Annotated in this window: 23 protein-coding genes; 10 read left to right on the forward strand and 13 right to left on the reverse strand. The window is 65.4% G+C overall.

Annotation, left to right across the window (positions count from 1 at the left end):
• Nucleotides 1-185: 185 nt before the first annotated feature.
• Both FHS82_RS14125 and FHS82_RS14130 read left to right on the forward strand, forming a co-directional pair.
• On the forward strand, nt 186-1025 hold the full coding sequence (locus FHS82_RS14125; protein WP_343042582.1) for an exopolysaccharide biosynthesis polyprenyl glycosylphosphotransferase: 840 nt from the start codon (nt 186-188) through the stop codon (nt 1023-1025).
• The gene (locus FHS82_RS14130) at nt 959-2014 is read left to right on the forward strand and encodes a glycoside hydrolase family 18 protein (protein ID WP_166953966.1); all 1056 of its coding nucleotides are present in this window, start codon (nt 959-961) and stop codon (nt 2012-2014) included. Before FHS82_RS14125 ends, FHS82_RS14130 begins: the two co-directional genes overlap by 67 nt.
• A 196-nt stretch (nt 2015-2210) precedes the next feature.
• Here FHS82_RS14130 and FHS82_RS14135 read toward each other — a convergent pair whose 3' ends face one another.
• Complete coding sequence (locus FHS82_RS14135) at nt 2211-3332, reverse strand: acyltransferase family protein (protein WP_166953968.1); 1122 nt, start codon at nt 3330-3332, stop codon at nt 2211-2213.
• 367 nt (nt 3333-3699) lie between these two features.
• On the opposite strand from FHS82_RS14135, the gene FHS82_RS14140 reads away from it, so the two are divergent.
• Nucleotides 3700-4458 (forward strand): FkbM family methyltransferase, encoded by a 759-nt coding sequence (locus FHS82_RS14140; protein ID WP_166953970.1) that lies wholly within the window; start codon nt 3700-3702, stop codon nt 4456-4458.
• On the opposite strand, the gene FHS82_RS14145 is transcribed toward FHS82_RS14140, so the two are convergent.
• Nucleotides 4450-6120 (reverse strand): FAD-dependent oxidoreductase, encoded by a 1671-nt coding sequence (locus tag FHS82_RS14145; protein WP_166953972.1) that lies wholly within the window; start codon nt 6118-6120, stop codon nt 4450-4452. The two genes, FHS82_RS14140 and FHS82_RS14145, sit on opposite strands and share 9 nt — an antisense overlap.
• A 204-nt stretch (nt 6121-6324) precedes the next feature.
• Here FHS82_RS14145 and FHS82_RS14150 point away from each other — a divergent pair, with 204 nt between their 5' ends.
• The 4 genes from FHS82_RS14150 to FHS82_RS14165 all read left to right on the forward strand — a co-directional run bounded on the left by FHS82_RS14150 (nt 6325) and on the right by FHS82_RS14165 (nt 9742).
• A complete protein-coding gene (locus FHS82_RS14150; RefSeq protein WP_166953974.1) occupies nt 6325-6738 on the forward strand; it encodes a hypothetical protein in 414 nt (137 codons plus the stop codon).
• A 67-nt stretch (nt 6739-6805) separates the two neighbouring features.
• Nucleotides 6806-8140: a lipopolysaccharide biosynthesis protein gene (locus tag FHS82_RS14155; protein ID WP_208394257.1), complete on the forward strand. Its 1335-nt coding sequence runs from the start codon at nt 6806-6808 to the stop codon at nt 8138-8140.
• 136 nt (nt 8141-8276) lie between these two features.
• Nucleotides 8277-8885, forward strand: a complete 609-nt coding sequence (locus tag FHS82_RS14160) for a biliverdin-producing heme oxygenase (RefSeq protein ID WP_166953976.1) — start codon at nt 8277-8279, stop codon at nt 8883-8885.
• 317 nt (nt 8886-9202) lie between these two features.
• Nucleotides 9203-9742, forward strand: a complete 540-nt coding sequence (locus FHS82_RS14165; RefSeq protein WP_166954462.1) for a DNA-3-methyladenine glycosylase — start codon at nt 9203-9205, stop codon at nt 9740-9742.
• Between the two features lie 36 nt (nt 9743-9778).
• Here FHS82_RS14165 and FHS82_RS14170 read toward each other — a convergent pair whose 3' ends face one another.
• Complete coding sequence (locus FHS82_RS14170; RefSeq protein ID WP_166953978.1) at nt 9779-10258, reverse strand: hypothetical protein; 480 nt, start codon at nt 10256-10258, stop codon at nt 9779-9781.
• A 196-nt stretch (nt 10259-10454) separates the two neighbouring features.
• On the opposite strand from FHS82_RS14170, the gene FHS82_RS14175 reads away from it, so the two are divergent.
• On the forward strand, nt 10455-11846 hold the full coding sequence (locus tag FHS82_RS14175) for an MmgE/PrpD family protein (RefSeq protein ID WP_166953980.1): 1392 nt from the start codon (nt 10455-10457) through the stop codon (nt 11844-11846).
• 33 nt (nt 11847-11879) lie between these two features.
• Nucleotides 11880-12737 (forward strand): phosphosulfolactate synthase, encoded by an 858-nt coding sequence (locus FHS82_RS14180; RefSeq protein ID WP_246225353.1) that lies wholly within the window; start codon nt 11880-11882, stop codon nt 12735-12737.
• A gap of 96 nt (nt 12738-12833) precedes the next feature.
• Here the strand turns inward: FHS82_RS14180 and FHS82_RS14185 are convergent, their stop codons facing one another.
• From FHS82_RS14185 to FHS82_RS14195, 3 genes are all read right to left on the reverse strand, one after another.
• Nucleotides 12834-14885 carry a heavy metal translocating P-type ATPase gene (locus FHS82_RS14185; RefSeq protein ID WP_166953982.1) on the reverse strand — a complete coding sequence of 684 codons (2052 nt, stop codon included), beginning with the start codon at nt 14883-14885 and terminating at the stop codon, nt 12834-12836.
• A 7-nt stretch (nt 14886-14892) separates the two neighbouring features.
• A complete protein-coding gene (locus FHS82_RS14190; RefSeq protein ID WP_166953984.1) occupies nt 14893-15441 on the reverse strand; it encodes a hypothetical protein in 549 nt (182 codons plus the stop codon).
• 203 nt (nt 15442-15644) lie between these two features.
• Nucleotides 15645-15932, reverse strand: a complete 288-nt coding sequence (locus FHS82_RS14195; RefSeq protein WP_166953986.1) for a hypothetical protein — start codon at nt 15930-15932, stop codon at nt 15645-15647.
• A gap of 197 nt (nt 15933-16129) precedes the next feature.
• Here FHS82_RS14195 and FHS82_RS14200 point away from each other — a divergent pair, with 197 nt between their 5' ends.
• Complete coding sequence (locus tag FHS82_RS14200; RefSeq protein WP_166953988.1) at nt 16130-16501, forward strand: c-type cytochrome; 372 nt, start codon at nt 16130-16132, stop codon at nt 16499-16501.
• A 27-nt stretch (nt 16502-16528) separates the two neighbouring features.
• On the opposite strand, the gene FHS82_RS14205 is transcribed toward FHS82_RS14200, so the two are convergent.
• From FHS82_RS14205 to FHS82_RS14235, 7 genes are read right to left on the reverse strand one after another with little or no spacing between them, the layout of a single operon-like run.
• Nucleotides 16529-17026 (reverse strand): TlpA family protein disulfide reductase, encoded by a 498-nt coding sequence (locus FHS82_RS14205; protein ID WP_166953990.1) that lies wholly within the window; start codon nt 17024-17026, stop codon nt 16529-16531.
• Entirely contained in the window at nt 17023-17718 is a 696-nt protein-coding gene (locus FHS82_RS14210; RefSeq protein ID WP_208394258.1) for an ABC transporter ATP-binding protein, read from the reverse strand. The genes FHS82_RS14205 and FHS82_RS14210 overlap by 4 nt, the downstream gene beginning before the upstream one ends.
• Before the next feature lie 5 nt (nt 17719-17723).
• Nucleotides 17724-18944, reverse strand: coding sequence for an ABC transporter permease (locus FHS82_RS14215; RefSeq protein ID WP_208394259.1), 1221 nt, complete (start codon nt 18942-18944; stop codon nt 17724-17726).
• The gene (locus FHS82_RS14220) at nt 18931-20244 is read right to left on the reverse strand and encodes an ABC transporter permease (protein ID WP_166953994.1); all 1314 of its coding nucleotides are present in this window, start codon (nt 20242-20244) and stop codon (nt 18931-18933) included. The genes FHS82_RS14215 and FHS82_RS14220 overlap by 14 nt, the downstream gene beginning before the upstream one ends.
• A gap of 3 nt (nt 20245-20247) precedes the next feature.
• On the reverse strand, nt 20248-21690 hold the full coding sequence (locus tag FHS82_RS14225; RefSeq protein WP_166953996.1) for a Fe-S-containing protein: 1443 nt from the start codon (nt 21688-21690) through the stop codon (nt 20248-20250).
• A gap of 30 nt (nt 21691-21720) precedes the next feature.
• On the reverse strand, nt 21721-22260 hold the full coding sequence (locus FHS82_RS14230) for an iron transporter (RefSeq protein ID WP_166953998.1): 540 nt from the start codon (nt 22258-22260) through the stop codon (nt 21721-21723).
• A gap of 23 nt (nt 22261-22283) precedes the next feature.
• Complete coding sequence (locus tag FHS82_RS14235; RefSeq protein WP_166954000.1) at nt 22284-24275, reverse strand: FTR1 family iron permease; 1992 nt, start codon at nt 24273-24275, stop codon at nt 22284-22286.
• Between the last annotated feature and the right edge of the window lie 60 nt (nt 24276-24335).

Raw genomic sequence — 24335 nt, forward strand, 5'->3', positions numbered from 1 at the left:
CGGTACGACAAGCTCATAGCAAACTTCATGGGCTTCGTCATGCTCGCCGCAATTCATATCCAATTGCGATAAAACTTAATTCCTCACTACGACCTCGTTTCTTCCAGCTTGTCGGCATTTTTCTCGAAGCACCGCGCGGCGCCGCGGCTTCTTTCGGCGGCGACGTCCGGACACCGGAGGCGCCCGTGCTCGGCACGGTGGATGACCTTTTGCCGCAACTGACGCGCAATTCCTTCGACGTGGTCGTCATCGCCCTGCCGTGGAGCGAGGCCGGCACCATCGGCAGCCTGATCGAAAAGCTCAACCGGTTCGCGATCGATACGATCGTGCCGCTCACTCCGCGCATCTTCGATCTGCGTTTCGCGGCGGTGGTCAACATCGCCGCCCTGCACGGCCTGCAGGTCGTCCGCCGACCGCTCAGAGGGTCGCTCATCCTGATCAAGTGGCTTGAGGACTATGTCGTCGCAACCATCGGCCTGATCCTCGTCTCCCCCATCCTGCTGCTGGCCGCCATCGCCATCAAGCTGGAAGGCCCCGGCCCCGTTCTGTATCGGCAAACGCGCGTCGGCTATAACAACCGCCTGTTCAGCGTCTACAAGCTGCGCACCATGACCGTCGATCCCACGGACGACGGCTCGCTCGGAACGCAGCGGGACAATCCCCGCATCACCCGCTGCGGCGCCTGGCTGCGCCGGCTTTCGATCGATGAATTGCCCCAGCTCATCAACGTCCTGAAGGGGGAGATGTCGGTCGTCGGCCCCCGGCCGCACGTCCCCAACATGCTCGTGGGCGAATCGTTGCGCTACGAAACGCTGCGCGCGTACACCAACCGCTATCAGATGAAGCCGGGCATCACGGGGTGGGCGCAGATAAACGGCATGCGCGGCGGCATCAACACCCTCGAGAAAGCCATGGCTGGTATCGAGCTCGATCTCTATTACGTAGAAAACTGGTCCCTATGGCTCGATATAAAAATCATGTTGCTGACGGTCACCAAGGGCATGGCCGGACGCGACGTCTTCTGACCCGTCACGCAGGCTGGCTGCTCGCCTGCCTGTCGGCTGTCCTCCTTCTCGCCGGCGCGGACAACGCCCGGGCGAAGGAGCGACGCCATTTTCTGGCCTACCATGCAAGCTGGTACGAGACGCCCGCCGCCACGGCGGAAGCCACGACGCTGGCCGGCATTCCCGGTTTCATGGATATCGTGGCCCTCGCCTTCGCGCGACCCGATGCCGTCTATGCGGGCGACCTCGACATCTCCCGCACCGGGCTTCAGTATCCGTATCCGGGCCCCCTCCTGAGAGACGCCATTCGCCTGCTGAAGAAACGCAATCCCGGCACGCGCGTCGTCATCTCGGTCGGCGGCAAGAACTGGCATCGCTTCGACGAGCATGCGCTGGCGCGGCTTGTGCGCGATCTGGGGGCGGACGGCATCGATCTCGATTTCGAGCCGGAGGACCCCGCCTGCACGACGCTGCCGGCGGGGAAGATCGTCTGCGGGAGTTACGCGCTGTGGACTGACTACATCGAGCGCATCCGTGCCGTGCTGCCGCGTCCGTTTCTCCTGACCGTTCCCGTCTGGAGCGTTGGTGCCTACGGCGAGGGCGCCTTCGCCGAAGACCAGCCCCGCAGCCCGTGGACGGGCTCCATGCTGGGCGTGCTGCGCTCATCCGCAGCCCGGCATATCGATATCGTATCCATCATGGGATATGACGCCGGGCCGCGCTACGATCCCGAGCGCGCGTTCGCCGCCTATCGCAGCGTCTGGAGCGGCCCCTTGCTGCTGGGCATCGCTTCCCAGCCCGTGGATCCCTCCTCGCCCGTGCCCACGGCCAAGGACGTGGCTAGGCTCATGGCCACCGCCCGGCGCGACGCCAAAGGCGGAGCGATGCTCTACGCCCTGCGCGTATGCTCCCCTGAAACCGGTTGCCAGCACGGCACCGACTATCGGGCGCTCGCACGGGACATGTGCCTCGCGATGCGGCTCGACGGATGCGATCGTCAGGTGCCGTGATGCGCCCGGTCGTTGTGCCGGCGCTGCAGCGGACCGGTCTCTGGCGGAAAAAGCTCGGCTTTTTCGGCGCAGGATCGACACGCGGATTTAAGCGCTTTTCGCGTTCCTGCTTCAATCAGAATGCGAAAAGCCTTGGAGCGCGTTCCGGTCGGATGGGATCATCTGACCGATAAGAATTCGTTCAAAATCAATAAAATCAATAACTGTGTTCGTCGCCGGTATCGCCGGCTCCGGCAGGGCGGCCCGGCGGCGGCATGCGCCGCAGGTTTCTGCGGGTCGCGAGAGGGCGTTCGACCGTCAGATAGAGGGCGATGGCGACAGCGACGCAGGCCGCCATGGCAGCCGGAACGAATGTCCATGCCGGCGCGCCGATGCCGGGCAGGCCCATCTGTTTCCAGATCCGGCTGGCGGCCGAGAGCACCAGCGGATGCGACAGATAGAGGGAGTAGGAAGCGTCCCCGAGCAGCCGGAGACCGCGCCAGTCCGGGATGCCGCCGGCCTGTTCAAGCCTCAGCGCCGCCGCGACGATCACCGCCGCCGGCAGGCCGAGGCCGATGAGACGCGGCAGCTCCGGCCAGAGGGTGGGCAGCACGCCCATGGCGGCGAAACCGCCGGCCAGCAGAGTGAGGGACAGATGCACCGTCGGCCGCCGGCGCTCCCGCAGGTGCCAGACGCCGATCCATATACCCAGCAGGAATTCGAGGATGATGCTCGACGTGTAGAACGACAGCAAGGTGTCCGGCGACGGATTCAGCGCCTGCAGCGACACGATGGCGCAAAGCAGCACGGAGACGGCGATAACCCTTCCGCGGTCGGGAATCAGCAAGGCCGCGCCGAACAGCAGATAGAAGAACATCTCGTAGTTCAGCGTCCAGCCCGGGATCAGCAGCGGCTCCAGCAAACCGGTCGCCGGGTTGGGATACGGAATAAAGGCGAACGAGGCCAGCACGTGCCACGGATCGAGGCGCGCGCTATACAGCAGGTCCGGCGCCAGCAGCAGGACCGAGACGATGAACGCCGTCATCAGCCAGTACAGCGGTACGATGCGCCGGAAGCGCCTGCGGTAAAAGACAAGCGGGGTCTGCGGCCTCCCCCGCGTCGTCAGCCACATGATGAACCCGCTGATGACAAAGAAGATGTCCACGCCGCCGATGAGCCACTGGGGCCACGCACCGCCGTGGTCCAGACGTTCGAGCTGGGGCTGCAGATGGACGCCCGCAACCATCAGCGCCGCAACGGCGCGCAGATACTGGATCGAGACCCGTTCGGCGGCTTTTGGTTGCGCGAACCCGTCGCGGGCGATCAACTGTCCGTGCATCAAGGTGCCATGATTTGACATATGATTATAATAAATAGCCTTATATATGCATATCAAAATATAAAAACTGTTTTTTTACAGAATAGAATTTTTCATGACGAACTTCCACGAACCGATTTTAGCAAGAGATACGCCGGCTTTTCAACCGTTTGGAGAGGCGGGCGGGCCGGAAACCGTTGTCACCCTCCCTGATATGATGGTATGAAGCGGGCATGTTGCTGATCGTTTTTCGCTAAAGGAGATGCTGGTGCGTGTAACAGCTTCGTCAGAAACGCCTTCAGCGAATTCCCTTTCCCGCAGCCTGAAAAATATCCTCAAGCGTAGCCTTTATGTTCAGTACATCTACAGAAAACTGATCGTACCGGCGTTGAAACTGTACTCGGATACGGACGAGCTGCTGCTCCCCTCTCTCGACATCCGCACCGGCATCGACGTTGGCGCCAATGCCGGCACTTATGCGCTGCATCTCGCGCGCGTCAGCAAGACCCTTGTCTGTTTCGAGCCTGTTCCGTTCATGCAGCGGCTGCTTAACATGCTTTTCGCCGGGCAGAAACACGTCATCATCCGGAACGAGGCGCTTTCGGACAGGAACGGCGTCGCCACGCTCTCGATTCCGGTCCAGGAAAACGAGGCGGTGACAGCCATGGCTTCGCTGCACACCGCGTTTCCGCAGGGACGCGACATCGCGGTCAACACCATCCGGCTGGACGACTTCTGCCGCGAGAGCACCTGGCTCGACCCTGCTCTCATCGATTTCATCAAGATCGACGTCGAGGGCTTCGAGAACGAGGTGATCGCCGGTATGCGGGAGGTGCTGGCGAAGGCGCACCCCGTGTTGCTGATCGAGATCGAGCTGAGGCACAACTCTCGCTGTCTGGACCTGTTCGCCGAGTTGCGGGAAGCGGGCTACGCTTCCTACGTGTCGCCGGTGGGCGGAGCCCTCACGCCCGTTTCCATCACCACGGCCGAGCAGCTCGGCGCCATTCAGGATCTGAACAGCCTCGCGCTGGAAAAGCCGGGCTATCGCATCAACAGCCGACGTCACTATCTGAACAATTTCTGGTTCGTCCACCCGGACAGTGTGCTGAAAGATTCCCTGAGCCGCTTCATCCGCGCGTCAGACTGACGTCGGCGCCGCGACGCCGCTGCTGTCGCGCGCACCCGTTTCCCGCGCACCCGGCTCCGCCAGATGGTGGGCGAGCCGTACCGCAAGGGCGCAGGCGGTGAAGGTGGGGTTGGCCTGGCTGCTCGTCGTCATGACGCCTGTCGAGGCGACGTAAAGATTCGAGAAGCCGTGCACCTTGCAGTTGCCGTCGACCACGCTCGTCGCCGGCGCGTGCCCCATGCGCATCAACCCTTCCTGGTGGTAGCCATCCGTCAATTGCCCCAGCACGGCCGCTTCCCGCTCCTCGGCGGGGACGTGATACTCCAGCCGGCCGATGCCGTTGCTTCTCAGGCTTCGGTCAACCAGATCATACGCCCTGACAATGGAAACAGCGTCCGCGGGACAGAAGCGCAGATCGATGCGCAATGCGCCGTCGGCAGCGTCGTCGGCCAGCAGGACGGTGCTCGCGCGCTGCGGCATCTGTTCGGCATGGAAGGTCAGCGCGTAGCGCCCTGCCTTGTTGCGGATGAGGAAGCCGGGCCGGCGCGGCTTGTCGAGATATCGCTGCCGCAGGATTTGCCAGGCCGCCGCCACGGTCGAGAACGGATTCAGAATGACGTTGGCGAGGTGGGCCGCATAATTCCGGTTCGTGCCGATATGAACGCGCCGGATACCCTCGGAGACGAGCAGACGGCCGATGGCGGGAAAGCTCAGGGCCAGGAAGACGGCCGAAAGGATACCGCTGCGGTGCCGGTGATCGTGGAAAGGCGGGTTGTCGACCCAGAAGGACGTATTCAGGATTTCATGTGCGATCTGGGCCTGCGGCGTGATGGCGAGGCGGCGGCGTACCCATGTCGCGTCGTCGAGAAAGAAATCCGCGCTTTCGGCCAGTTCCGGCCTGTCGAAGACGATGTCGGCAATCGATCCGTGAACGTGCCCCATGTAGTAGTGGCCGAGCGCCCCCTCCCTGCCTCCGAAGGCCGGGGGATGGCGCCGCCGGTATTCCAGAAGCAGCTTCGTGGAGCCGAGCCCGCCGCCGGCGAGAACGTGGAAGCGTGCATTGACCGTCGCTTCTCCCCCGGCATCGCGAACGCGGATGCGGGCGCGCCCGTCCTCCTGCTCGATGGCGATCGCCGTCGTCCCGAGGCATACGGTGATGGCGGCGGCGTCCCGCAGAAATGCGCCATGGCGTTTCGGCGCCGCGCGCGTGCGCGCCCACCGTTCGAGCCGGGAAAAGGTCACGTCTCCGCTGTCGTCGAGTGCCTGGAACGCAACGGCCGGACTGCTGAACACGAGGTGCCCGCAGTCGAGGAAGGCGGCGGTCTTCTCGTAGTAGGGCGCGATATCTTCCTCGTCGATCGGCCATCCGGAATCCGCCACGAAATCGCGTGGCGCGAAATCGATGGGATCGAGCGGCATGCAGCAACCGCCCCACCACCACGAATTGCCCCCGAGAGCGCGGCAGACGGCGACGTCGAGCGGCGCATGGCGGGCCGGATCGACCACCTCGCCATAGGGCGGCAGGGATGCGCCATCCTGCGGAAGCATGCCGCCCGCCTCGACGACGACAACGGACAGGCCGAGTTCCGCGCAGTGGATGGCGGCCGCAAGCCCCGCCGGGCCGCTCCCGACCACGCAGACATCGTGGATGCCATCGCGAGGGTATCCCGTTCGTATGGTCATGCTTGCGTCTCCAGAAGAGGCGAATGGCTCAGGCGCCCGGCCCGCCCCCGAGCCCGGGGCGGCCGCGGAGACATTGCCATCATGAGGACGCACATCCAAGCCCCCAGGAAGTCGCATAGACGGTCTCCCGCAGGGCGCTCGCTTCTGCTAGACGGTATCAGGCCGGTGCAGCCGGCTGCGGTATTGTCGAACGGGGCCGGACAAATGAGACGCATCGCGCGGACAATCGCCGCCGCAATCGTGGGCGCCGCCGGGATCGTGTTCCCGCAGGCCGACGGCGCGCGGGCGCAATCCCTTCAGGGCATGCCGCGCGAGGCGTCGCCTGAGGGCTTCATCAATCCGGAGGAAAACCCCTATCCCTTCGACCCGCGCCGCATTCTCAAGGAATATTTCGAGGAGCACCTGCCGACCTCCTGGTGGATCAACGATCCGCTGCCGCAGTTCAACTCGTTCCTCGTCACCATCCACATCCCCGCTCACTGGCGGGGCAATCCGGTGCAGGCCGTCATGACAATGTGTCCCGAACACAACGATTCGCTCTGGAACGGCCTGAAAACGCTGGACCTGCAGCCCTATTACCAGCGCAGGCCATGGCCCACGGTAACGTGCCGGCCGTAAGCGGCCCGGACAACCGTCAACGGCGGCAGCACACCGCGGGCGCGCCAGTTTCCGGGGAGAATTCTTGATGGGATCCATGGTCAGCCGGTTATGGTCGCTTGCTCCCGCAATGGCCGTCTACGGGGTCGGCGTTGTCGTGCGGGGCATGGAGGTGATCGGGAAATTCCTCCTGTACGTGCTGGCGGCCCACCGGTTCGGCGTTTTCGAAGCCGGGCTGTTCTTTCTGTGCCTGACATGGATGGGGCTCGCTTCCACCATCGCGCGCATGGGGCTGGAGCGCGCGCTGACACGCCATCTGGCTGCGGCAGCCGCCGTGAAGGACTTTTCCTCGGTGCGGTCTGATCTGCTGAAAGGCATGCTGCTGACGACCTGCGGAGGCGTCGTCGCCGCCTTGCTGACCTATGCCTTCGCCGAGCCGGTGTCGATTCACCTCTTCGGCGAACCCGCGCTGGTGGCCCCGATGCAGACGGCAGCGCTCGCCATCGTTCCGTGGACGCTGAGCGTCGTCATCGGCGGCATTCTGGCCGGTTTCCAGCAGGGTGTGCTCGCCCAGCTCATCCAGAACTCGCTATGGCCGGCCCTGACCGTGTTGGGCCTGGTCGCCCACGCCGCGAACACCATCGAGGACCTGCTGGTGTTTCTGGCGGCGGCCATGCTGGCGGCGGCGGCTCTGGGTGTCGTCCCGATCCTGCGTTTCCTCGCGCGCCACCCGGCAAGCACGACGGATACCACGACCTCCCCGGCACTTCCGGAAGGTGTCTACGCCATGCCCGCGCTGTGGCGCACGGCGCTGCCGCTGAGCGTCGTCGAGATCGTTCAGGTCTCGCTCAGTTCCCTCCCCATGCTGGCGCTGGGCATGTTCACGGATGCGTCGACTGTCGGCGCCTTCAGCGTGGCCCATCGCATATCCATGATGATGTGGGTCGTCATCCTCGCCATCGGCACGATCTCCGCGCCGCGCTTCGCTGCCAGCCACCGGCGCGGCGACATGGCGGAGCTGCGGCGCGTCAATGCGAATACCCGGCTGTGCATCACGCTGCTCGGGGTCCCCATGATCGCGGTGATGATGCTGTTCCCGTCCCATCTGCTGTCCATCCTGGGGAATGGCTTCGAGATCGCCGCCACGGCGCTCGTCATCATGGCGGCGGGCCAGCTCGTGAACTGCCTGCTGCCCTGTCAGGACATCCTGCTCGCCATGACGGGATATGGAGTTCAGCTCCGCACGCTGAATCTCCTGCAGTTCTTCACCTGCATCGTTCTGGGCGCAATCCTGCTGCCGGCCTTCGGCCTTGTCGGCTGCGCCATCGTGACCGCGATCTGCATAGCCCAGGGCGCCATCGGCGCCACAGCAATCGTCTGGCGCGTCATGCCGGAGGCGCTGCGGCCGCCCCGCGCGGCATGAAATATCATCGCGCGGGCAGCCGAGGTGAGGCTATATGCAACGCGGCGATTCATGCTAGAGGGGTGGGCGCGATGCCTTTTCCCACGGTCCCTGTACAGGCGAGCGATACCTTGAATATTTCCCGACGGTTGTTCTCATGACGATCACGACATCCGACCCATCCCTCGATAATGCCGACAGCCGCTCGCGGCGCCTGAGGGCGCTGACGCATGAAACGCATGACCGGCTCGACAAATCGATCATGGCGGCGGATCCGTTCGGGAGCGTAGAGGGGTACACGCGCTTTCTCGGCGTGCAGCACCGTTTCCATCGCGACATAGACGCGCTCTACGACGATCCCGGTCTGCGCGCCCTGTTGCCGGGCCTTGCCGAACGGCGGCGCCTCGGGCTGGTCGCGGCCGACCTCGCCGATCTGCGCGCGGACGCTCCGGCCGGCGACACACCGCCGTTCTTCACGCCGGATACGGTCGACACGGCCACGGCGCTGGGCTGGCTCTATGTGGCGGAAGGCTCGAACATGGGCGCCGCGCTGCTGCGCAAGATGGCCGAGAAGCTCGGCCTGTCGGATACGTTCGGCGCGCGGCATCTCGCCCCCGCGCCGGAGGGCCCCGCGGCGCACTGGCGGACATTCACCGCCTCGCTCGACGCGGCGACACTCGTGCCGGAGCAGGAGGCGCGCGCAGTCGCAGGCGCGCAGACCGCCTTCGCCCGCGTCCAGCAGTACGTCGACACCGCGTTCGCCTGATCGGTGCGGACCGGCCGGACGTCCGTGTCATGAAGCGCCGCAGGTCTCGAAGCGCCGCAAGTCTCGAAGCCCAGCAAGTCTCGCGGGCAAGGCCGATCCGCGTCACGTGGACGCGGCATCCGTCGGCTTCCGCACGATGGGTATCTGACAGAAGCAGTCGGAAACGACGATGCTGACGCTATAACCGGTCATGAAGACGGACGGAGTGCCGCGCGCCGGCGCCAGTAGCGATATATCGTGCAGCGGTTCCTCACGAACCGGGGTGTTTTCAGCCGCTGCAAGGGAGGTTGCCTGTGTTTCCGCCCTTTGATGCCGGGATGACGGCAGTCGATCTGGCGCGCGCGCTGATCGGCGCGCAGCTTGTCGTCCGGGGGGCTGGCGGCATCATCATCGAGACCGAGGCTTACGGACGCGACGATCCCGCCTCGCACAGCTTTCGCGGCCCGACCGCCCGGAACGCCGCCATGTTCGGGCCCGCCGGCCATGCCTATGTCTACCGGTCCTACGGTATCCATCTTTGCCTCAACGTGGTCGGGCGCCCCGGCGAAGCCGTGCTGATCCGGGCGATCGAACCGCGGATCGGGCTCGGGATCATGCAGGCACGGCGGCAAGGCAGAATGCCGCTCTGCGCCGGGCCGGGCCGTGTGGCGCAGGCGCTTGGCATCTCCCTGACGGACAACGGCGCTCCGTTCGATGGTGGACAACTGTCTCTGGTCCTGCCGCCCGCAGCATCGCCGGCGGACATCGTGACCGGGACACGCATCGGCATTTCCCGCAACCTTCATCAGCCCTGGCGCTTCGGGCTTGCCGGCGCGGCGGGCCTCAGCCGGCCGTTTCCGGCGGCGGCTCCTTTCTGACGGATGCGGCGGCCGGCGGGATCGGCATTCGCGACATCAGAGGCCCACGGGAAGGCGGGCATGCACGAGGCGATAGCTTCGGGCGATCATCATTTCCAGACGGTCGCGGCCCGACCGGGCGATCGCCGCCACCGGGCGCACGCTGAACGGCCGCGCGCCCGTCACGCCTTCAGGCTGGTGCAGCAGCGCCGCCATATGCCCGATGAGCGCCTCCTCCTCCGGCACGAGCAGCGGATGCTCGATCTGCTCCGGCCGACCGCAACCTGCAGGACAAATTCTTTCAAAAACATCCAATAATATATCCATATACTGATAATAATCGAGATTCCGCAGGCGAATAGCCAGCATATGCACCGCGACTGCTGTCGTGGGCGCGCCATGGCGCCAGCCGCGGAACAGCGACACCAGCAGCACCTCATCCGGCTCCAGATCGGAGAAGCCGATCGGTTCCCCGCCCGGCTCCGCACCGGAAAAGCTGTCTGCGCGATCGGTATCACCGTTTTCAGACCTGCTCATTGCTCACCCCGTTTACTGAGTTATAGAAACTTAAATATACAACATGCCGATTGACTCTCAATACATAAGCAAATAATGATGAGACTCGCAATAACGTTGATCGCCAGAGTCGATCATAAATAAATAATAATTCCAGATTATTTTTTCTGGAATAATTACATTTTTTGCCTTCACGACAACGGTGCAAGGAGAGAATATGAACGCCCACAATTCGGATCCGAAAGACACCGAGGTTCGTCGCCTCGGCCGCTTCGTTGCGTCCGCGGATGCCGCCTCGCTGTCCGCTGAGGCCCGCGATGAGCTGAAGAAGCGTATCCTCGATAGTATCGGCGTGGCAATTGGCGCTCTCAATGGAGAGCCTATCAAGTATATCCGCACGCATGTGGAGGATTTCGGCGGCAGACCGCTCGCCACGCTGATCGGCGGCGGCAAGACGGCGCCGGACCGTGCGGCGTTCTACAACGGCGCGCTCGTCCGCTACCTCGATTTCATGGACAGCTATCTCGCCAAGGGCGAGACCTGCCACCAGAGCGACAATCTCGGCGCGGTGCTCGCCGCCTCCGAATACGCCGATCAGGACGGCGATGGATTCCTCGCGGCGCTCGCCGTGGCCTATCAGGTGCAGGGTCGGCTGTGCGATGTCGCGCCGGTGCGCGCCAGGGGCTTCGACCACACCGTGCAGGGTGCCTATGCAGTGGCGGCCGGCGTCGCGCGGGCGTTGCGGCTCGACGCCGGGAAGACGGCGAACGCCATCGCCATCAGCGGCACGTGCAACAACGCGCTGCGCGTGACGCGCACGGGCGCTCTGTCGCACTGGAAGGGTCTCGCCTATCCGAACACCGCTTTCGTGGGCACGCATGCCGCCTTCCTCGCCTATCGCGGCATCACCGGGCCGGAGGAAGTGTTCGAGGGCAACAAGGGCTTCAAGGAAGCAATTGCCGGGCCGTTCGAGATCGACTGGTCGAAGGAAGATCTCGAAAACGTGAAGCTGTCGATCATCAAGAAATATAACGCCGAGATCCATTCGCAGTCCTCCATCGAGGGCGCGCTGGAACTACAGAAACGGCATGGCTTCAAGGCCGATGAGATCGACGGCATCGAGATCGACATCTTCGACGTCGCCTATCACATCATCGGCGGCGGCGAGGAAGGCGACAAGACCGTCATCCGCACCAAGGAGGAGGCCGACCACTCGCTGCAATACATGGTCGGCGTGGCGCTGATCGACGGCAACGTCCTGCCTGCGCAGTACGAGCCCGGGCGCATCCTGCGCGACGACATCCAGGGCCTGCTGAAACGCTTCACCGTGCGCCCCAACCAGGATTACACGGACCGCTTCCCGCAGGAAGTTGCGACGACCATCACCGTGACGTTGAAAGACGGCCGGAAATTCTCCATCGACAAGACGGATTACGAAGGTTTCCGCACCCGCCCGATGAGCTGGGAAACGGTCATCGCCAAGTTCAACGGCCTCGCGGAGCCGTTCACGTCAGAGCGTGCCCGCACGTCGATCGTGGACGCGGTGCGGAACATCGAGAAGCTGCGCATCCGCGACTTCGCGACCATCCTCGCGAACCTCAACGCCTGATTTCCCCCCAACCGACCAAGCAAGGAGATAGCCATGAGCACGGAAGAAATCGCCCGGGAGCAGTCCGAAGTGTGGAAGAACCGCCTGTTCCCCTTCGTGCCGATGAACAACCGCGACCCGAAGCCGCGCACGAAGTCGATCACCGAAATCCGGGGGCCGTACTATGCATCAGTCACGCCGACCTATCTTCGGGAAATACTCGAAGTATTCGGAGAGCACATCGACGGCTTCAAATTCTCCGGCGGCTCTTTCTCGTTGCTGCCGGAGGAGGCGGTGAGGAAATACCTCGACATCTGCCACGATCACGGCCTCTACGTCTCGACGGGCGGATGGATCGAGAACGTGCTGGCGCGCGCCGCCCATCATGTCGATGACTACATCGCCGAGGTGAAGCGGCTCGGCTTCGATTATGTCGAGCTGTCCACCGGCTTCATCCAGTTGCCGGTGCCGGACCTGCTGCGCCTCGTCGAGAAGGTGAAGAAGGCCGGGCTGAAGGCCAAGCCCGAGATCGGCATCCAGTTCGGTGCCGGCGGCGACACCTCGCGCGAGGAACTGGAGGCGGAGGGCACGCGCGACCCGCAGATCCTCATCGACACCGCACGGGCGGCGCTCGACGCCGGCGCCGACATCATCATGATCGAATCCGAAGGCATCACCGAGAACGCCGATCCGTGGCGCACTGATGTCGCGGCCAGGATCATGAAGGAGGTCGGGCAGGCAAACGTCATGTTCGAGGCGGCCGATCCCAAGGTGTTCGAGTGGTACATCAAGAACTATGGCATCGACATCAACCTGTTCGTCGACCACAGCCAGATCTTTCAGCTCGAATGCCTGCGCCGCGGTGTCTGGGGCACGAAGAGCACTTTCGGCCGCATCACCACGCATCGCTGAGCCGTCCTGCCCGGCCTGAAGCCGGCGCTCCGGGAATGTCTCCCGGAGCGCCTTTTCGCGGGGGACGTCTGGAGGCTGCCGCGCACTGGCCGGCCGTCAGCTCCGCCGCCCCGACAGCAGGGAACGGATGAGCACGGCGATCGTGGTGCCGTTGTGAAGCGTCGCAGTCGCGAGCGATGGCAGAAGGCCGGATACCGCGCCGGCGAGGATGGCGGAATTCACGCCCACAGCCACCCTGAAATTCGAATGAATCAGCTTCATCGCGCCCTGCGACAGGCCGAGCACCGTTGCAAGCGACGCGAGGTGATCGTCCAGCAGAATGATGTCGGCGGTGGCACGGGCGATATCGGCGGCGCGTGGCATGGCGATGCCGACATCCGCCATCATGAGCGCCGGCCCGTCGTTCACGCCGTCCCCGACATAGGCGACGCGGTGCCCTGCTGCCTTGAGGTCCGCCACGATGCGGGCCTTGTCTTCAGGCTGCTGTTCATAGTGGACATCGTCGAGCCCGAGCGCTTCGCCGAGCGCAAGCGCCTTGGCGCGATGATCGCCGGTGATCATGACGAGACGTCTGATGCCCGCCTCGCGCAGACGGCGGAGCGTGTCCCCCGCTTCCGCGCGCACCCGGTCGCGCAGGGCGAAAACGGCGAGCGGGCGGTCGTTGCATGCCGCATAGAGCAGCGACTTGCCCTGTGACTGGAAGTCCCGCACCAGTTCCCGTTCACGGGCGAATGAGATGTGCTCGTCGTCCTCCAGATAATGGCGGCTGCCAAAGCGCACGACGTCCCCGCCGATCATGCCCTGAACGCCGTGACCGACGATGAAATTCACCTCCTCGTGGTCCACATGGGCGAGCTTGCGGGCGCGGGCCAGTTCGACGACCGCGCGCGCGATCGGATGGGACGTGTGTTCGCCCAGCGACGCGACGATCGCCACGGCGCGGTCCTCGGTCAGCCGATCGGCAAGCGGCACGATGTCCGTCACTTCGAGGGTGTTGTGGGTCAGCGTTCCCGTCTTGTCGAATACGACAGTGTCGACGCCGGCCAGCGTCTCCACGGTCTGGCCGCTTTTCACCAGGCAGCCGCGCCGGGCCGCGTTGTACATCGCCGTCTTGAGGGCAATGGGCGTGCCGAGCTTCACGGTGCAGGAATAGTCGACCATGAACACGGATTCGATGCGCCGCCAGTCCCGCGTGACGGCGAAGACACCCGCGGCCGAAGCCAGCGTGATGCCGACGCGCCGGTCAGCCAGCGCCTCGGAGACGGACTCGATTTCCGCCGGGCGCTCAAGCGCCTCCTGAATATAGCGGGTGATGCGCCCCGTGGTCGTGGCCTCGCCCACGCGCTCCGCCCGGATCACGAGACGTCCGTCCGTGACGATGCTGCCGGCAAGCGCCTCGTCGCCATGCGAACGGGGAATCGGCAGGCTCTCGCCCGTCACCGCCGACTGGTCGACATAGGCGTCGCCCGACACCACGCGGCCGTCCACGGGAACGGTTTCGCCGAGGCCGACCGCCACGTGCTCCCCGCCCTTCAGGCTCGCGAAAGGCGTCTGTGCCAGCTGCCCGCCGGGAAGCTCCACCCACACATCGTCCGGCTTGCGGTGCAGCAGGGAGCGCAGCAGCTCATCGGAACGCTCCACGGTAGTGGACTCGATATAGGTGGCAAGTTCCATCAGGAAGCGGGTGAAATTGGCGGTGACGAAGCGGCCGCGCAGCGTCGGCACGCCGATGGCCAGCGCGTCGAGCACCTCGACCTTGAGACCTTCTGTAGCGGCGGCCGCAACCCCGCGCACGATCGTGCCCGCCACATTGGCGGCGGTGAGCAGGCGCGCGGCATCGCGCGGCAGCACGAGCGAGGCCAGCACCGCCGCGCCCGCCAGCGCCAACTGCGACCCTTCCGTGCCCGGCGTCGGCTGCACCAGCGGATAGGCCGCCGGCGGCGGATGAGCGGCGTCGGCCAGTATGCGTGTCCGCACCTGCGGATCGCCGTCGTAACGCACCACGAGCGAACCGCAGCCGGGGTTGACGCGCACGCGGGCGACGCCGGGAACATCGCGCACGGCGGCCGCCGCGCGGGCGAGCGCATCGGGGGTTTCCGCCAGCTTCAGACGCAGACGTCCCGGCAGTTCATGAACGACCCGCACCATGGCCCGCTCAGTTGCCGGCCTGGAAGAAGCGCGGCGCGATCACGGAAGGATCGCTGTCGGCAGGTTGCCGGGCCGGCTCCTGTGCCGGTTCAGGTGCTGCGCCGATACCCGCCGCACCGGCGTCAGGCGTCCGGGTGGCGGCAGCCGCCCCGGCCTCGGGCCCGGCCGTGGCCGCAGCGGCCACTTCAGCCTCGGCATCGTGCAGCTTTTCCTTCAGCTCCTCCACGCCGCCCTGCACGGCCGTCCAGAGCTGCACGGCCGTGCGCATGATGGTGCGCTGGGCCGCTTCGTTGGTGAGAAGCCAGGCGGCGCCCGCGCCGATCAGCAGGCCCTTGACGAAGGAGTCCGCCCCCGGATGCGCATGAAGGTTCGCCCCCGCCGACCCGGCGCCTCCCGGAAACGGGCCTCCCGCGAACGGGTTCGGACCGAAGCCACCACCTTGCGGATCGCCCTGCTGCGCGTCGGCCCCCTGCTGCTGGCCGGCCTGCGCGCCGGGGCCGGTGCCGTAAAAATGATAGTGGTAATGAATACCCTGCTCATCCTGCTTGTTCGACATGATCGTTTCCCAGCTCCGTTAAAGCGTTTTCAAACAAAGTGGATACCGGTTTGCGTGAAGAAAGCGCGTAATATCAAAAACTTATAGCATTCTGGCGTTTCAATGAAATGTCGAAATGCTATAGAGCGCGTTCCGATCAGAATTCACTCAAAATAGGAATCTAAAATCTGTCCTGTTCCAACGTAAACAGGACAGATTTTAGGTCAATTTGCAGACGGCGGGGCGTCGCGAGACGGAGCAGCGGCAGGCGCGGCCTCACCTCGGAAAACGCCAGAAACCGCCGCGCGCACTTCGGGACGGCGTGCGAGGACGACAAGGCCCGCGCCGATCGCCGCTCCCACCCAGAAATTCGAACCGCTGGCGCGGGCGATGCGGGTGAGGTTGGAGACGCTGAAGCCATCCTTGAGCACACCTTCCAGAACGTCGAGCGCATCGATGCGCTGGCCCTGCCCCGGCCCATAACCATTCCACCGATAGTTTTCCTGAGACATGATCGTCCTCATTTTCTGTTTCGACGGATACAAGAAGTTTCAATAACAACTCAATATCGCATCATGATTGTGTATCAATCGTTCAAAATTGAAACATGCTTGCCACTCTAGCCTGCGATTGATAATAAGAAAATGCTCTTGCGCCATTCGAAATTAAAATTCTTCCGAAGCGGGCGCATGTACTTATTGGAAACGGCATGGCTATTCCCTTTTCTCCGGAAACGGCAATACATGAACAGCATTCCCGGCTGCGCGGGGCGCGAATCGTCGTCGTCTCGCTGGCGCTTTGCTGCCTGCCGCAGCCGGCGGCTGTCGCCGGGGAAGCGGTCGACGGCAGGCAGCTGTTTGACGAGGCCTGCGCCGCCTGCCACGGGCCTGGCGGGCAGGAGACCGTGCGCGGTCGTGCCCGCCGGCTCGATTCCCTGTCCGCAGATGCCGTCCGCGATTACCTGATGGCCGCCCGTGCCATCGACACGCCCACCCGGCCCTACCAGCGGCTCAAGAAAGGGCTGAGCGACGCGGAGGTCGAGGCGCTCGCCAGCTACGTCGGGCAGTTTCTCACGCATTGAGGCGTTCCTGTCCTGTGGTGGCCTGCGCTACAGCAGCCCGGCCAGCTTCGCTTCGAGCCCGGCGATATCCACCGGCCCGACGATCTTCTCGATCAGGCGGCCCTCGCCGTCGATCAGGAAGGATGTCGGGGCGCCGACCACCTGATAGCGATCGGTCGTGATCTTCAGGCCGTCGAGCAGCACGGGAAAGGAAACGCCGAGCCGCGCGGCTGCCCGCTGCACGGCCGCATCCGGCTCGCCCATGTTCAGCGCAAGCACCGTGAAGCCGCTGCCCCTGTCCCGGTTAGCGCGATAGACGGCGTCGAGCGCCGGCATCTCGGCGATGCATGGCCCGCATCCGCCAGACCAGAAGTTGAGCAGCACCACCTTGCCACGGAAATGCTCCAGCTTCACCAGCGTGCCGTCGAAGGTGATCGCGGCGATTTCGGCCACGGGCTTGCCCCGGGCAATCTCCTGCTCCGCCTTGCAGCCGACGAGCAGCGCCGCCATTGCGAAGGCGGACAGCCAGGCCATGCGACGTTTCATGCAACCCTCCTGCCGTGCTGGAGCCGGATGACGTAATCCGTCTGCGCCCCCAGATCCGGATTGTGCGTGACCAGAATGATCGTGCGCCCGCCGGCCTGCAACTCCTTGAACAGCCCCATGACCCGTTCCTCGTTTCCTTCGTCGAGGTTTCCCGTCGGCTCGTCGGCAAGGATGAGGGCGGGGTCGTTGATGAGCGCGCGGGCGATGCAGACGCGCTGCTGCTCTCCGCCCGAGAGCTGCGAGGGCAGATGGTCCGCCCGGTCGGCAAGCCCGATGCGGTCGAGCGCCTCCATCGCCTCCCCCCGGTCGGCCATGGAGTGGTAGTACTGGGCGAGCATCAGGTTCTCCACCGCCGTCAGATACGGAATGAGGTGGAACTGCTGAAAGACGAGACCGATCTTCTCGCGGCGAATGACAACCTGTTCCGCTTCCGTCAGCCGGGCGGTTTCCACGCCGTCGAGCCGGTAGGAGCCGCCGGTCGGTACGTCGAGCAGCGACAGGATGTTGAGCAGCGTCGTCTTGCCCGACCCCGATGGCCCCATGATGCCGACGAACTCCCCGGCGAAGACGTCGAAGGTGACGTTGTCGACGGCGCGAACCGATCCGAAATCCTTGGTCAGGCTGTCGAGGCCGATGACCTTGCGGCGCGTTTCATCGGTGGATAGCGGCGCTTGCCGGTCGATCTGGTTCACCGCGTTCATTCTCCTCTGAGCACACGGGCGGGCACGACATTCACCGCGCCGCGAACGGGCAGCACGGCCGCAAGCAATGCGGCGAGCAGCGACACGCCGAGCGTGAGCGGCACGACGACCGGCCGGAAGGTTACCCACGCGCCGAACACCGCCTGCCCCAGCAGTTGCGCGAGGCCGAAACCCAGCAGCAGCCCGATCGCGACCGCCGCGAGGCAGATCGCCGCCGTCTCGGCCAGTATCTGCGCCACGATATCGCGGTTCGAGGCGCCGAGCGCCTTCTGCAGGCCGATCTGCGGCGTGCGCTCGGTGATCATGGCTGTCAGCGTCGCGTTGACGCTGAGCGTGGTGATGACGAGAATGATGGCGGCGACAAGCGCCATCAGGCCCTCGATACGCTTCAGAATCTGACCGTCGTTTTCGGATACCTTGCGGATCGGGCGGGCGTTGAGTTCCGGGAAGCGTTCCGTCAGCGCCGCCGTGATGGCGTCGGCCTCCGGCCCCTGCGCCGCGACGCTGACCATGGCGAAATCGGCGCGGCCCGGCATGCCGAGCAGCCGCTGCGCCAGCCCCAGGTTGACGACGATCTGGCTGTCCTCGTTTTCACCGGTGTCCATGACACCCTTCACCGTCACCCGCGCCTGCGCACCGTCGGCGCCGGCGATGGTGACGACGCTTCCGGGCGCGAGTTCCATGCTCTGCGCCAGCCGGCGGCCGACCATGGCGTTGCGGTCGTCGAAATCTGCGCTAACCCACGAACCTTCCACCTGCCAGTAGGGCGAGATGGCGTGGAGTGCGGCGAGGTCCGCCCCCATGAGAACCGCGTTGCCGAGATCGAGCCGGACCAGCCCGTAAAGATATGGACTACCGCTGACCAGCTTCTCCGGTGGAATGGCGGCGATGGCCGCGCGCAGCATCGCCTCGTCGACGCCGCGCCGGCCGGGCGCGTCCGCCTCCACCTCGCGCGGCGAGACGATGAGATTGGGGCCGAAGGCGCGCAGCTCCTGGCTCATTTTGATCGAGATATCGAAATAGAGGCTGGTCAACGCGGAAACAATCGCCGCGCCGATGACGATGGCGCCGAGCGCGATCTCCAGCCGCCCGCTGCGTACGAGCAGCGAGCGCCAGACAAGGTGCGCGAACATTGCCAGCCGCGCGACCGGCCGGCCGCGGCGGGCACCTACGGGAGCCGTGGCCGGGACGGCGGTGGGGGTGTTACTGTCGGCCATGCAGCACCTCGGCCGGCAGCAGCGAGGCGATCTCGCGCGATGACACGATAGACCCGACCAGCACCGTGATGACGGACGTCACCAGCACCACGGGAACGGTGATGGGCCGCACGTCGACGCCGGTGCCGAACACACTCCAGCCCACGCCCTGCGCCATGAGGTAGCCCGCGACGACGCCGATGGCGCCGCCGGCCAGCCCGACGATCACGGCCTCCCCGATGAACAGCAGGTAGATCTGCCACGGCGCGGCGCCCAGCGCCTTCATCAGGCCTATTTCGGCCGCGCGCTCGGCGATGGTCGTCGTCGTCAGCGCCGCGACCGCCATGGCGGCGGCGATAATCGCGGCCACGCTGACCACGAACAGCAGGCTCTGGATGCGCCCGATCACCGCGCCCTCGCCCGACGCCACCTGCCAGATGGGCCGTGCGGAGACGCCGGGGATGGCCTCCTCGATCTGGTGAGCGATGGAACTGACGTAGGCGGTGCAATACCAGACATCGTATTCCTCCGGCGTCAACGCTTCCGCGCCCCGGCTCGCCTTGCGCGACAGGTCGTTTTCGGCCACCGTGAGCGCGCTCACGTCGATGGACTGGAACTTGCCGGGCTGGCCGGCGAGCTTTTGCACGAAGCCGAGCGGCGCGACCAGCGCCTGATCCTCGATGTCGCCCGTGGTGAGGATGCCCGTCACCCGCACGACGGCCGCGGTCGCCAGCGGCGTTTCCGGCGCGGCCAGCGCCAGCTCCGCGCCCACGGCCGCGCCGAGCCGCTGCGCCAGTCCGCCGCCGATGAGAACGCCGACCGGGCCGTCGCCCGCTTCGTCGGCCGGCCAAGCGCCCGCGACGTGCCAGAACGGGTTGACGGTGCGCACCCCGGTGCGATAGCCGGGATCGTCGGGCAGCGGCACGTTCCTGTCGAAATAGGTGCCGATGAGGCTGAACTCCGGCGCGCTACCCTGATCCGCCGCCACGACCGGCAGCGTCAGCCGCGGTGCGAAGCCGACGATGTTGTGCCGCCAGAAAATATCCTTGAGCTTCGGCAGACCGGCCTCGTCGATGAAGTCGCGCCCCCGGAGCGGGTTGAAATCCCGCCCGCCGATGATCAGGGGCATGTTCTCCGAGCGCGGCGTGACACGGATGTTCGACCCGTAGGCCTTCATCTCCGTCGCCATCTTGTCGCCGACATCGACAGAGAGCGCGAACAGCGTGGTGATCAGCGCGGCGGAAAGCGCCACCGTGATCGCCGCCAGCGCCTTGCGCTTCCGATTGCCGGCGAAGGACTGGCGCAGCATGCGCACGAACATCGTTCACACCCTCCCTGGCTGCCCGGGCGTCGGCTTCACGAAGGCATCCGGCGTGGCGCGGAAACGGTCGTAAGTATCCCGGTTCTCGAAGAACCAGGTGCGCCCGTTGTGCTCGTACTGATACGGCGCGTTCGTATTCTTCACCGCCGCGCCGCTCACCGGGTCGGCGACCGTGATCTCGACGACCTCGCTGAAGTAGCGCGTGCCTTTCTCCAGCGCACCCGCCGCAATGACGATGACGCCGTCCGCCAGCGTGTGGTCAAGCGGTATCGGGTTGCAGCCGCCGGGCTTGCCGATACTCGGGCGATACATGCGCACGTTGCAGGCGATGCAGAAAATCTCCTCGCCGCGCTGGACATAGCCGCCCTCCCCGCAGATCAGGCAGGCGTCGAGCACCACGCCGATGCTTGCATGCGCCTCGTCGTAACGGTTGACGAGGAAGAAGCGCACCCTGTGCCCGTCCGACGCGATGTAGGCGAAGCGATGGAGGTTGCCGTCCTTAACGTTCTCGACCGGAATGCGGATGGTGCCGCGCTCGTCGGGAACCATCTCGACGGCCTCGGAGAGGCGCGGCGGGCGCGAGGCATACAGATCCTGATAGAGCATGACGGCGAGCAGGAATGCCGCAGTCGCCGCAAGGCCGTTGCGCCAGCGCCGCTCGCCGAGGCCGCGCGCCCGCAAGCGCCGGCGCTCGATGCGGCCGGCGACGTCTTCCGGTATGCGCAGCCGGCGCGCCAGCGCTGTCGCGGCAAGGCCGAGGGCGATGACGAGATGGCCGTAGGCAAGCCACGGCGTGATGATCGACAACCGCGCCACCAGGGAGACGCGCCCGGCCGTAACCGGCACGAGATCGATGCGCAGCATGCCGAGCAGCGTCTTCTCGGCTCCCGCGACGGTGAGCAGCAGGAGTGCGGCGGCGAGCGCGAGGGTGGAGGCCGTGTGCCCGGCAAGGCGCGCCACCCGCGCCAGCAGCAGCCCGAGCGCAGTCAGGGCCGCGAGGGCGATGACGATGGCGGCGCAATTGACGATGAGTTCGGTATTGATGACGTCGGTCGCCGTCAGCGTGTGATTGGCGCTCAGCCGCCAGGCGTCGAAAACGCCCTGGGTCGACACCGTCGCGATCAGCACGCAGCCCGCCGCAAGCCGCCATAGCGCCGGCCAGCCCGCCGATGCGCGACCGATGCGTGCGGCGAACGGCAACAACAGCAATCCCGACAGAACCACGACCAGCGCCGCCGCATGCACGAGCGTGGCGATGGCGGTCGCGGAACGCGGCAGGCCGACGGCGGCGGCAACGGCAATGAACCCCCCGGCCGCGCCCGCCAGCAGCGCAAGCAGCGTGCCCGCCCGCCCGGCCTCCCGGGCACCGGCGACGAAGGGCCAGAGCGCCGCGGCGAGCGCCGCGACGGTCAGGGTCTGTGCCACGATGGTGATGTAGTAGGCCAATGCCGTGCTCCGCGCCGCCGTCCGCCCGACTTACTTCAGGGGCACGAAGGTGAAATCGAACTCGACATCGAAGGGCTCGAACCACTTGCCCACGCCGCTCGCCCTGTCGGTGTGACGCCCGAACCCCTGCCGGGCCGGCGGTTCGACGTGATAGACCAGCTTGTAGTTGCCGGCGCCCGGCAGCTTGATGTTGGAGCCGTAGTGGGGCCCGTCGACAGCCACCATGGGCATGAAGTTGCCGCTCTGGACCTTGCCGGTGTCCTTGTTTTCAAGGCGGTAGGTGACGGTGAGGTAAGGCACGAACTCGCCGGCGCCGAAGCCGTTCGGGTTGCCCTCGGCGGCGTGGATATCGGCCTCCAGATGGATGTCGGACTGCGACGCCGGCAGGTCGATACCGGCAGGCTCCAGATCGATGGGCGCGAGGTAGACCGCACCGATCTCCAGCGCGTTGACGACCTTCGGCTCGCCGATCGGATACTCGACCAGCTCATGCGCGCCCTGATGCTGGGCCTGCGCGCCGGAGGCCGCCACGAAGGCGAGGCCGGCCGCTATGAGAGCAATCTTTTTCATGGTGCAACTCCTCGGTGGATGGGTCATGAAGCTTTCGGCAGCGCCGCAGCCTGCCGCTTGCCGCGCCGCCAGATGATCACCAGCGACAGCGCGGTGACGGCGACGAAGACGGCCTGCGGCAGCAGCGTCTCCCGATAGGGATAGATGCCGAGCAACGGGATTTCCGGCGCCCGGCCGACGAGTGTCGGGGTGATCACCTTGCCCTCGATCAGTTCGAAGATGCCCTTGCCGACGAAGACGAACGCCATCAGGTAGAGGATCGCCCCCGTCACGCGGAAGAACGGGCCGACCGGCAGCCTGAGCGCCCCCTTCTGCATCGCCCAGTAAACGGCGACGAGCGCCAGCGCCCCGACTGCGAAGCCCGCCGCGATGGCGATCACGCCCGCGGCATCGGTGTCGATGGTCAGCGCCTGATAGAACAGCACCGTCTCCGCGCCCTCGCGATAGACGGCGAGGAACGAGACGAACCACAGCGCCCTCAGCGAGCCGGCGCTGATGGCGCCCTCCACCTTGCCCCTGATGAACGCGCTCCATTGCGCCGCCTCGGCCTTGGCCAGCAGCCAGTTGCTGGTGAAAAACAGCACCACGGCCGCAAGCAGCATCGTCGCGCCCTCCAGCACCTCCTGGCTGGCGGCGGACGTCCGGAACACGAGCTTGAGCAGGATCGCGGTGATGACGCTGGCGATGACCGCCACGACGACGCTGTTGACGATCACGCCTCGCTTGTCGCCGTGCCCTGTCTTGACCAGATAGGCGACAATGGCGGAAACGATCAGGATGGCCTCGAAGCCCTCGCGCACGATGATGAGCAGAGAGGCAAGGAACAGCGCGCTCCAGCTTCCCGCCCCGGCCCCGCCGAGCAGCTCGGCGGCCTGCGCCACGTCGGTGTTGAGGTTATCCGCCACCTCGTGCAACGCGGGAGCGGGCGCGCCATCGCGGATGAGCGCCATCAGGCGGCTGAAATGCGCCTCGATGCGGGTCTTGAAGGCGCTGTCGCGCGCGCCCACGCGCGCCTCCATGCCGCTCGCTTCGAACACGTCGAAATAGGTGTCCTGCAGGATGCCGACCGCGCCAGCCGCATCGCCCCCGGCGGCCAAAGACAGGGCATGCGCCGCCTGATCGCGGATCTTGCGGGCAACCGCATTCCAGTCGGCGGAGGATGTCGACGCCTCCGCCTGCTCCTTCGCCGTGCCGACGAGCGGCAGGCCGAGCAGCAGCGCGGTGAGATCGTCCCGCAGCACCCGCGCCGAACCGCGAACGAGCCGCGGCTCGCGGTTGTCGTTGACGAGGCCGACGATGCGGTTGAACTCCGCGTTGAATTCGCCGTCACGCTGCTGCGAGACGTAACGGCGGATGGCCGTCTCCAGCAGGCTGTTCTTGTAGCCGTCGAACTGGCCTTTGCGAATCAGCGCACGCGCCTCTTCGGGGTTGCCGCGCTCAAGCGCGTCGGCAGCTTCCAGCAGGCGCCTGTGGATGGTTTCCACCGCCCGCTCCCAATAGGGTTCGACGGTTTTGGGGCCGATATCGGCGCCCTCCTCCGCGACTGCCTCAGGCTGGACGGCCGGTGCATCGCCGCCCCGCTCGGCGACGATGCGATGACCTTTCTCAAGCTGCGGCACGATCGCGTCGAGCGCGGCGATATGCGTGCGAATACGCGCCTCGACCTCTTCGATGGTCGCACCTTCCGTCATCAGCCGCCGTATGGCGCCGAATTCGGATTCGAGCTGGTAGCTGCGTCTTGCCGAGATATTGACGCGAATGGGCCCTTCAAGATTCTCGAATATTTCAAAATAGGAGCGCTGTACGGCCGTCTTCGCCGCATCCACGCGGCCGGCGCGATAATCGTCGAGACCCTGTGCGAGCAGCGCATCTATACGCGAGACGAGCAACGCATAGTCGAGACCGCTCCGTGCTTCGGTATTCTGAGTCTGGGCATGCGGAGATGCGCTGCCGACAAAAGGATCGAGAATGAAAATCTGCGCCGATAACAGCAGAATCGCCAGAAACATCCGCATAAGGGTCTGCTCTTCTCCCGAACAGCGCGCAATCGTCTCGATTACACACCGCTCTGCATG

This window comes from Pseudochelatococcus lubricantis, assembly GCF_011762225.1.
Classification (GTDB): Bacteria; Pseudomonadota; Alphaproteobacteria; order Rhizobiales; family Beijerinckiaceae; genus Pseudochelatococcus; species Pseudochelatococcus lubricantis.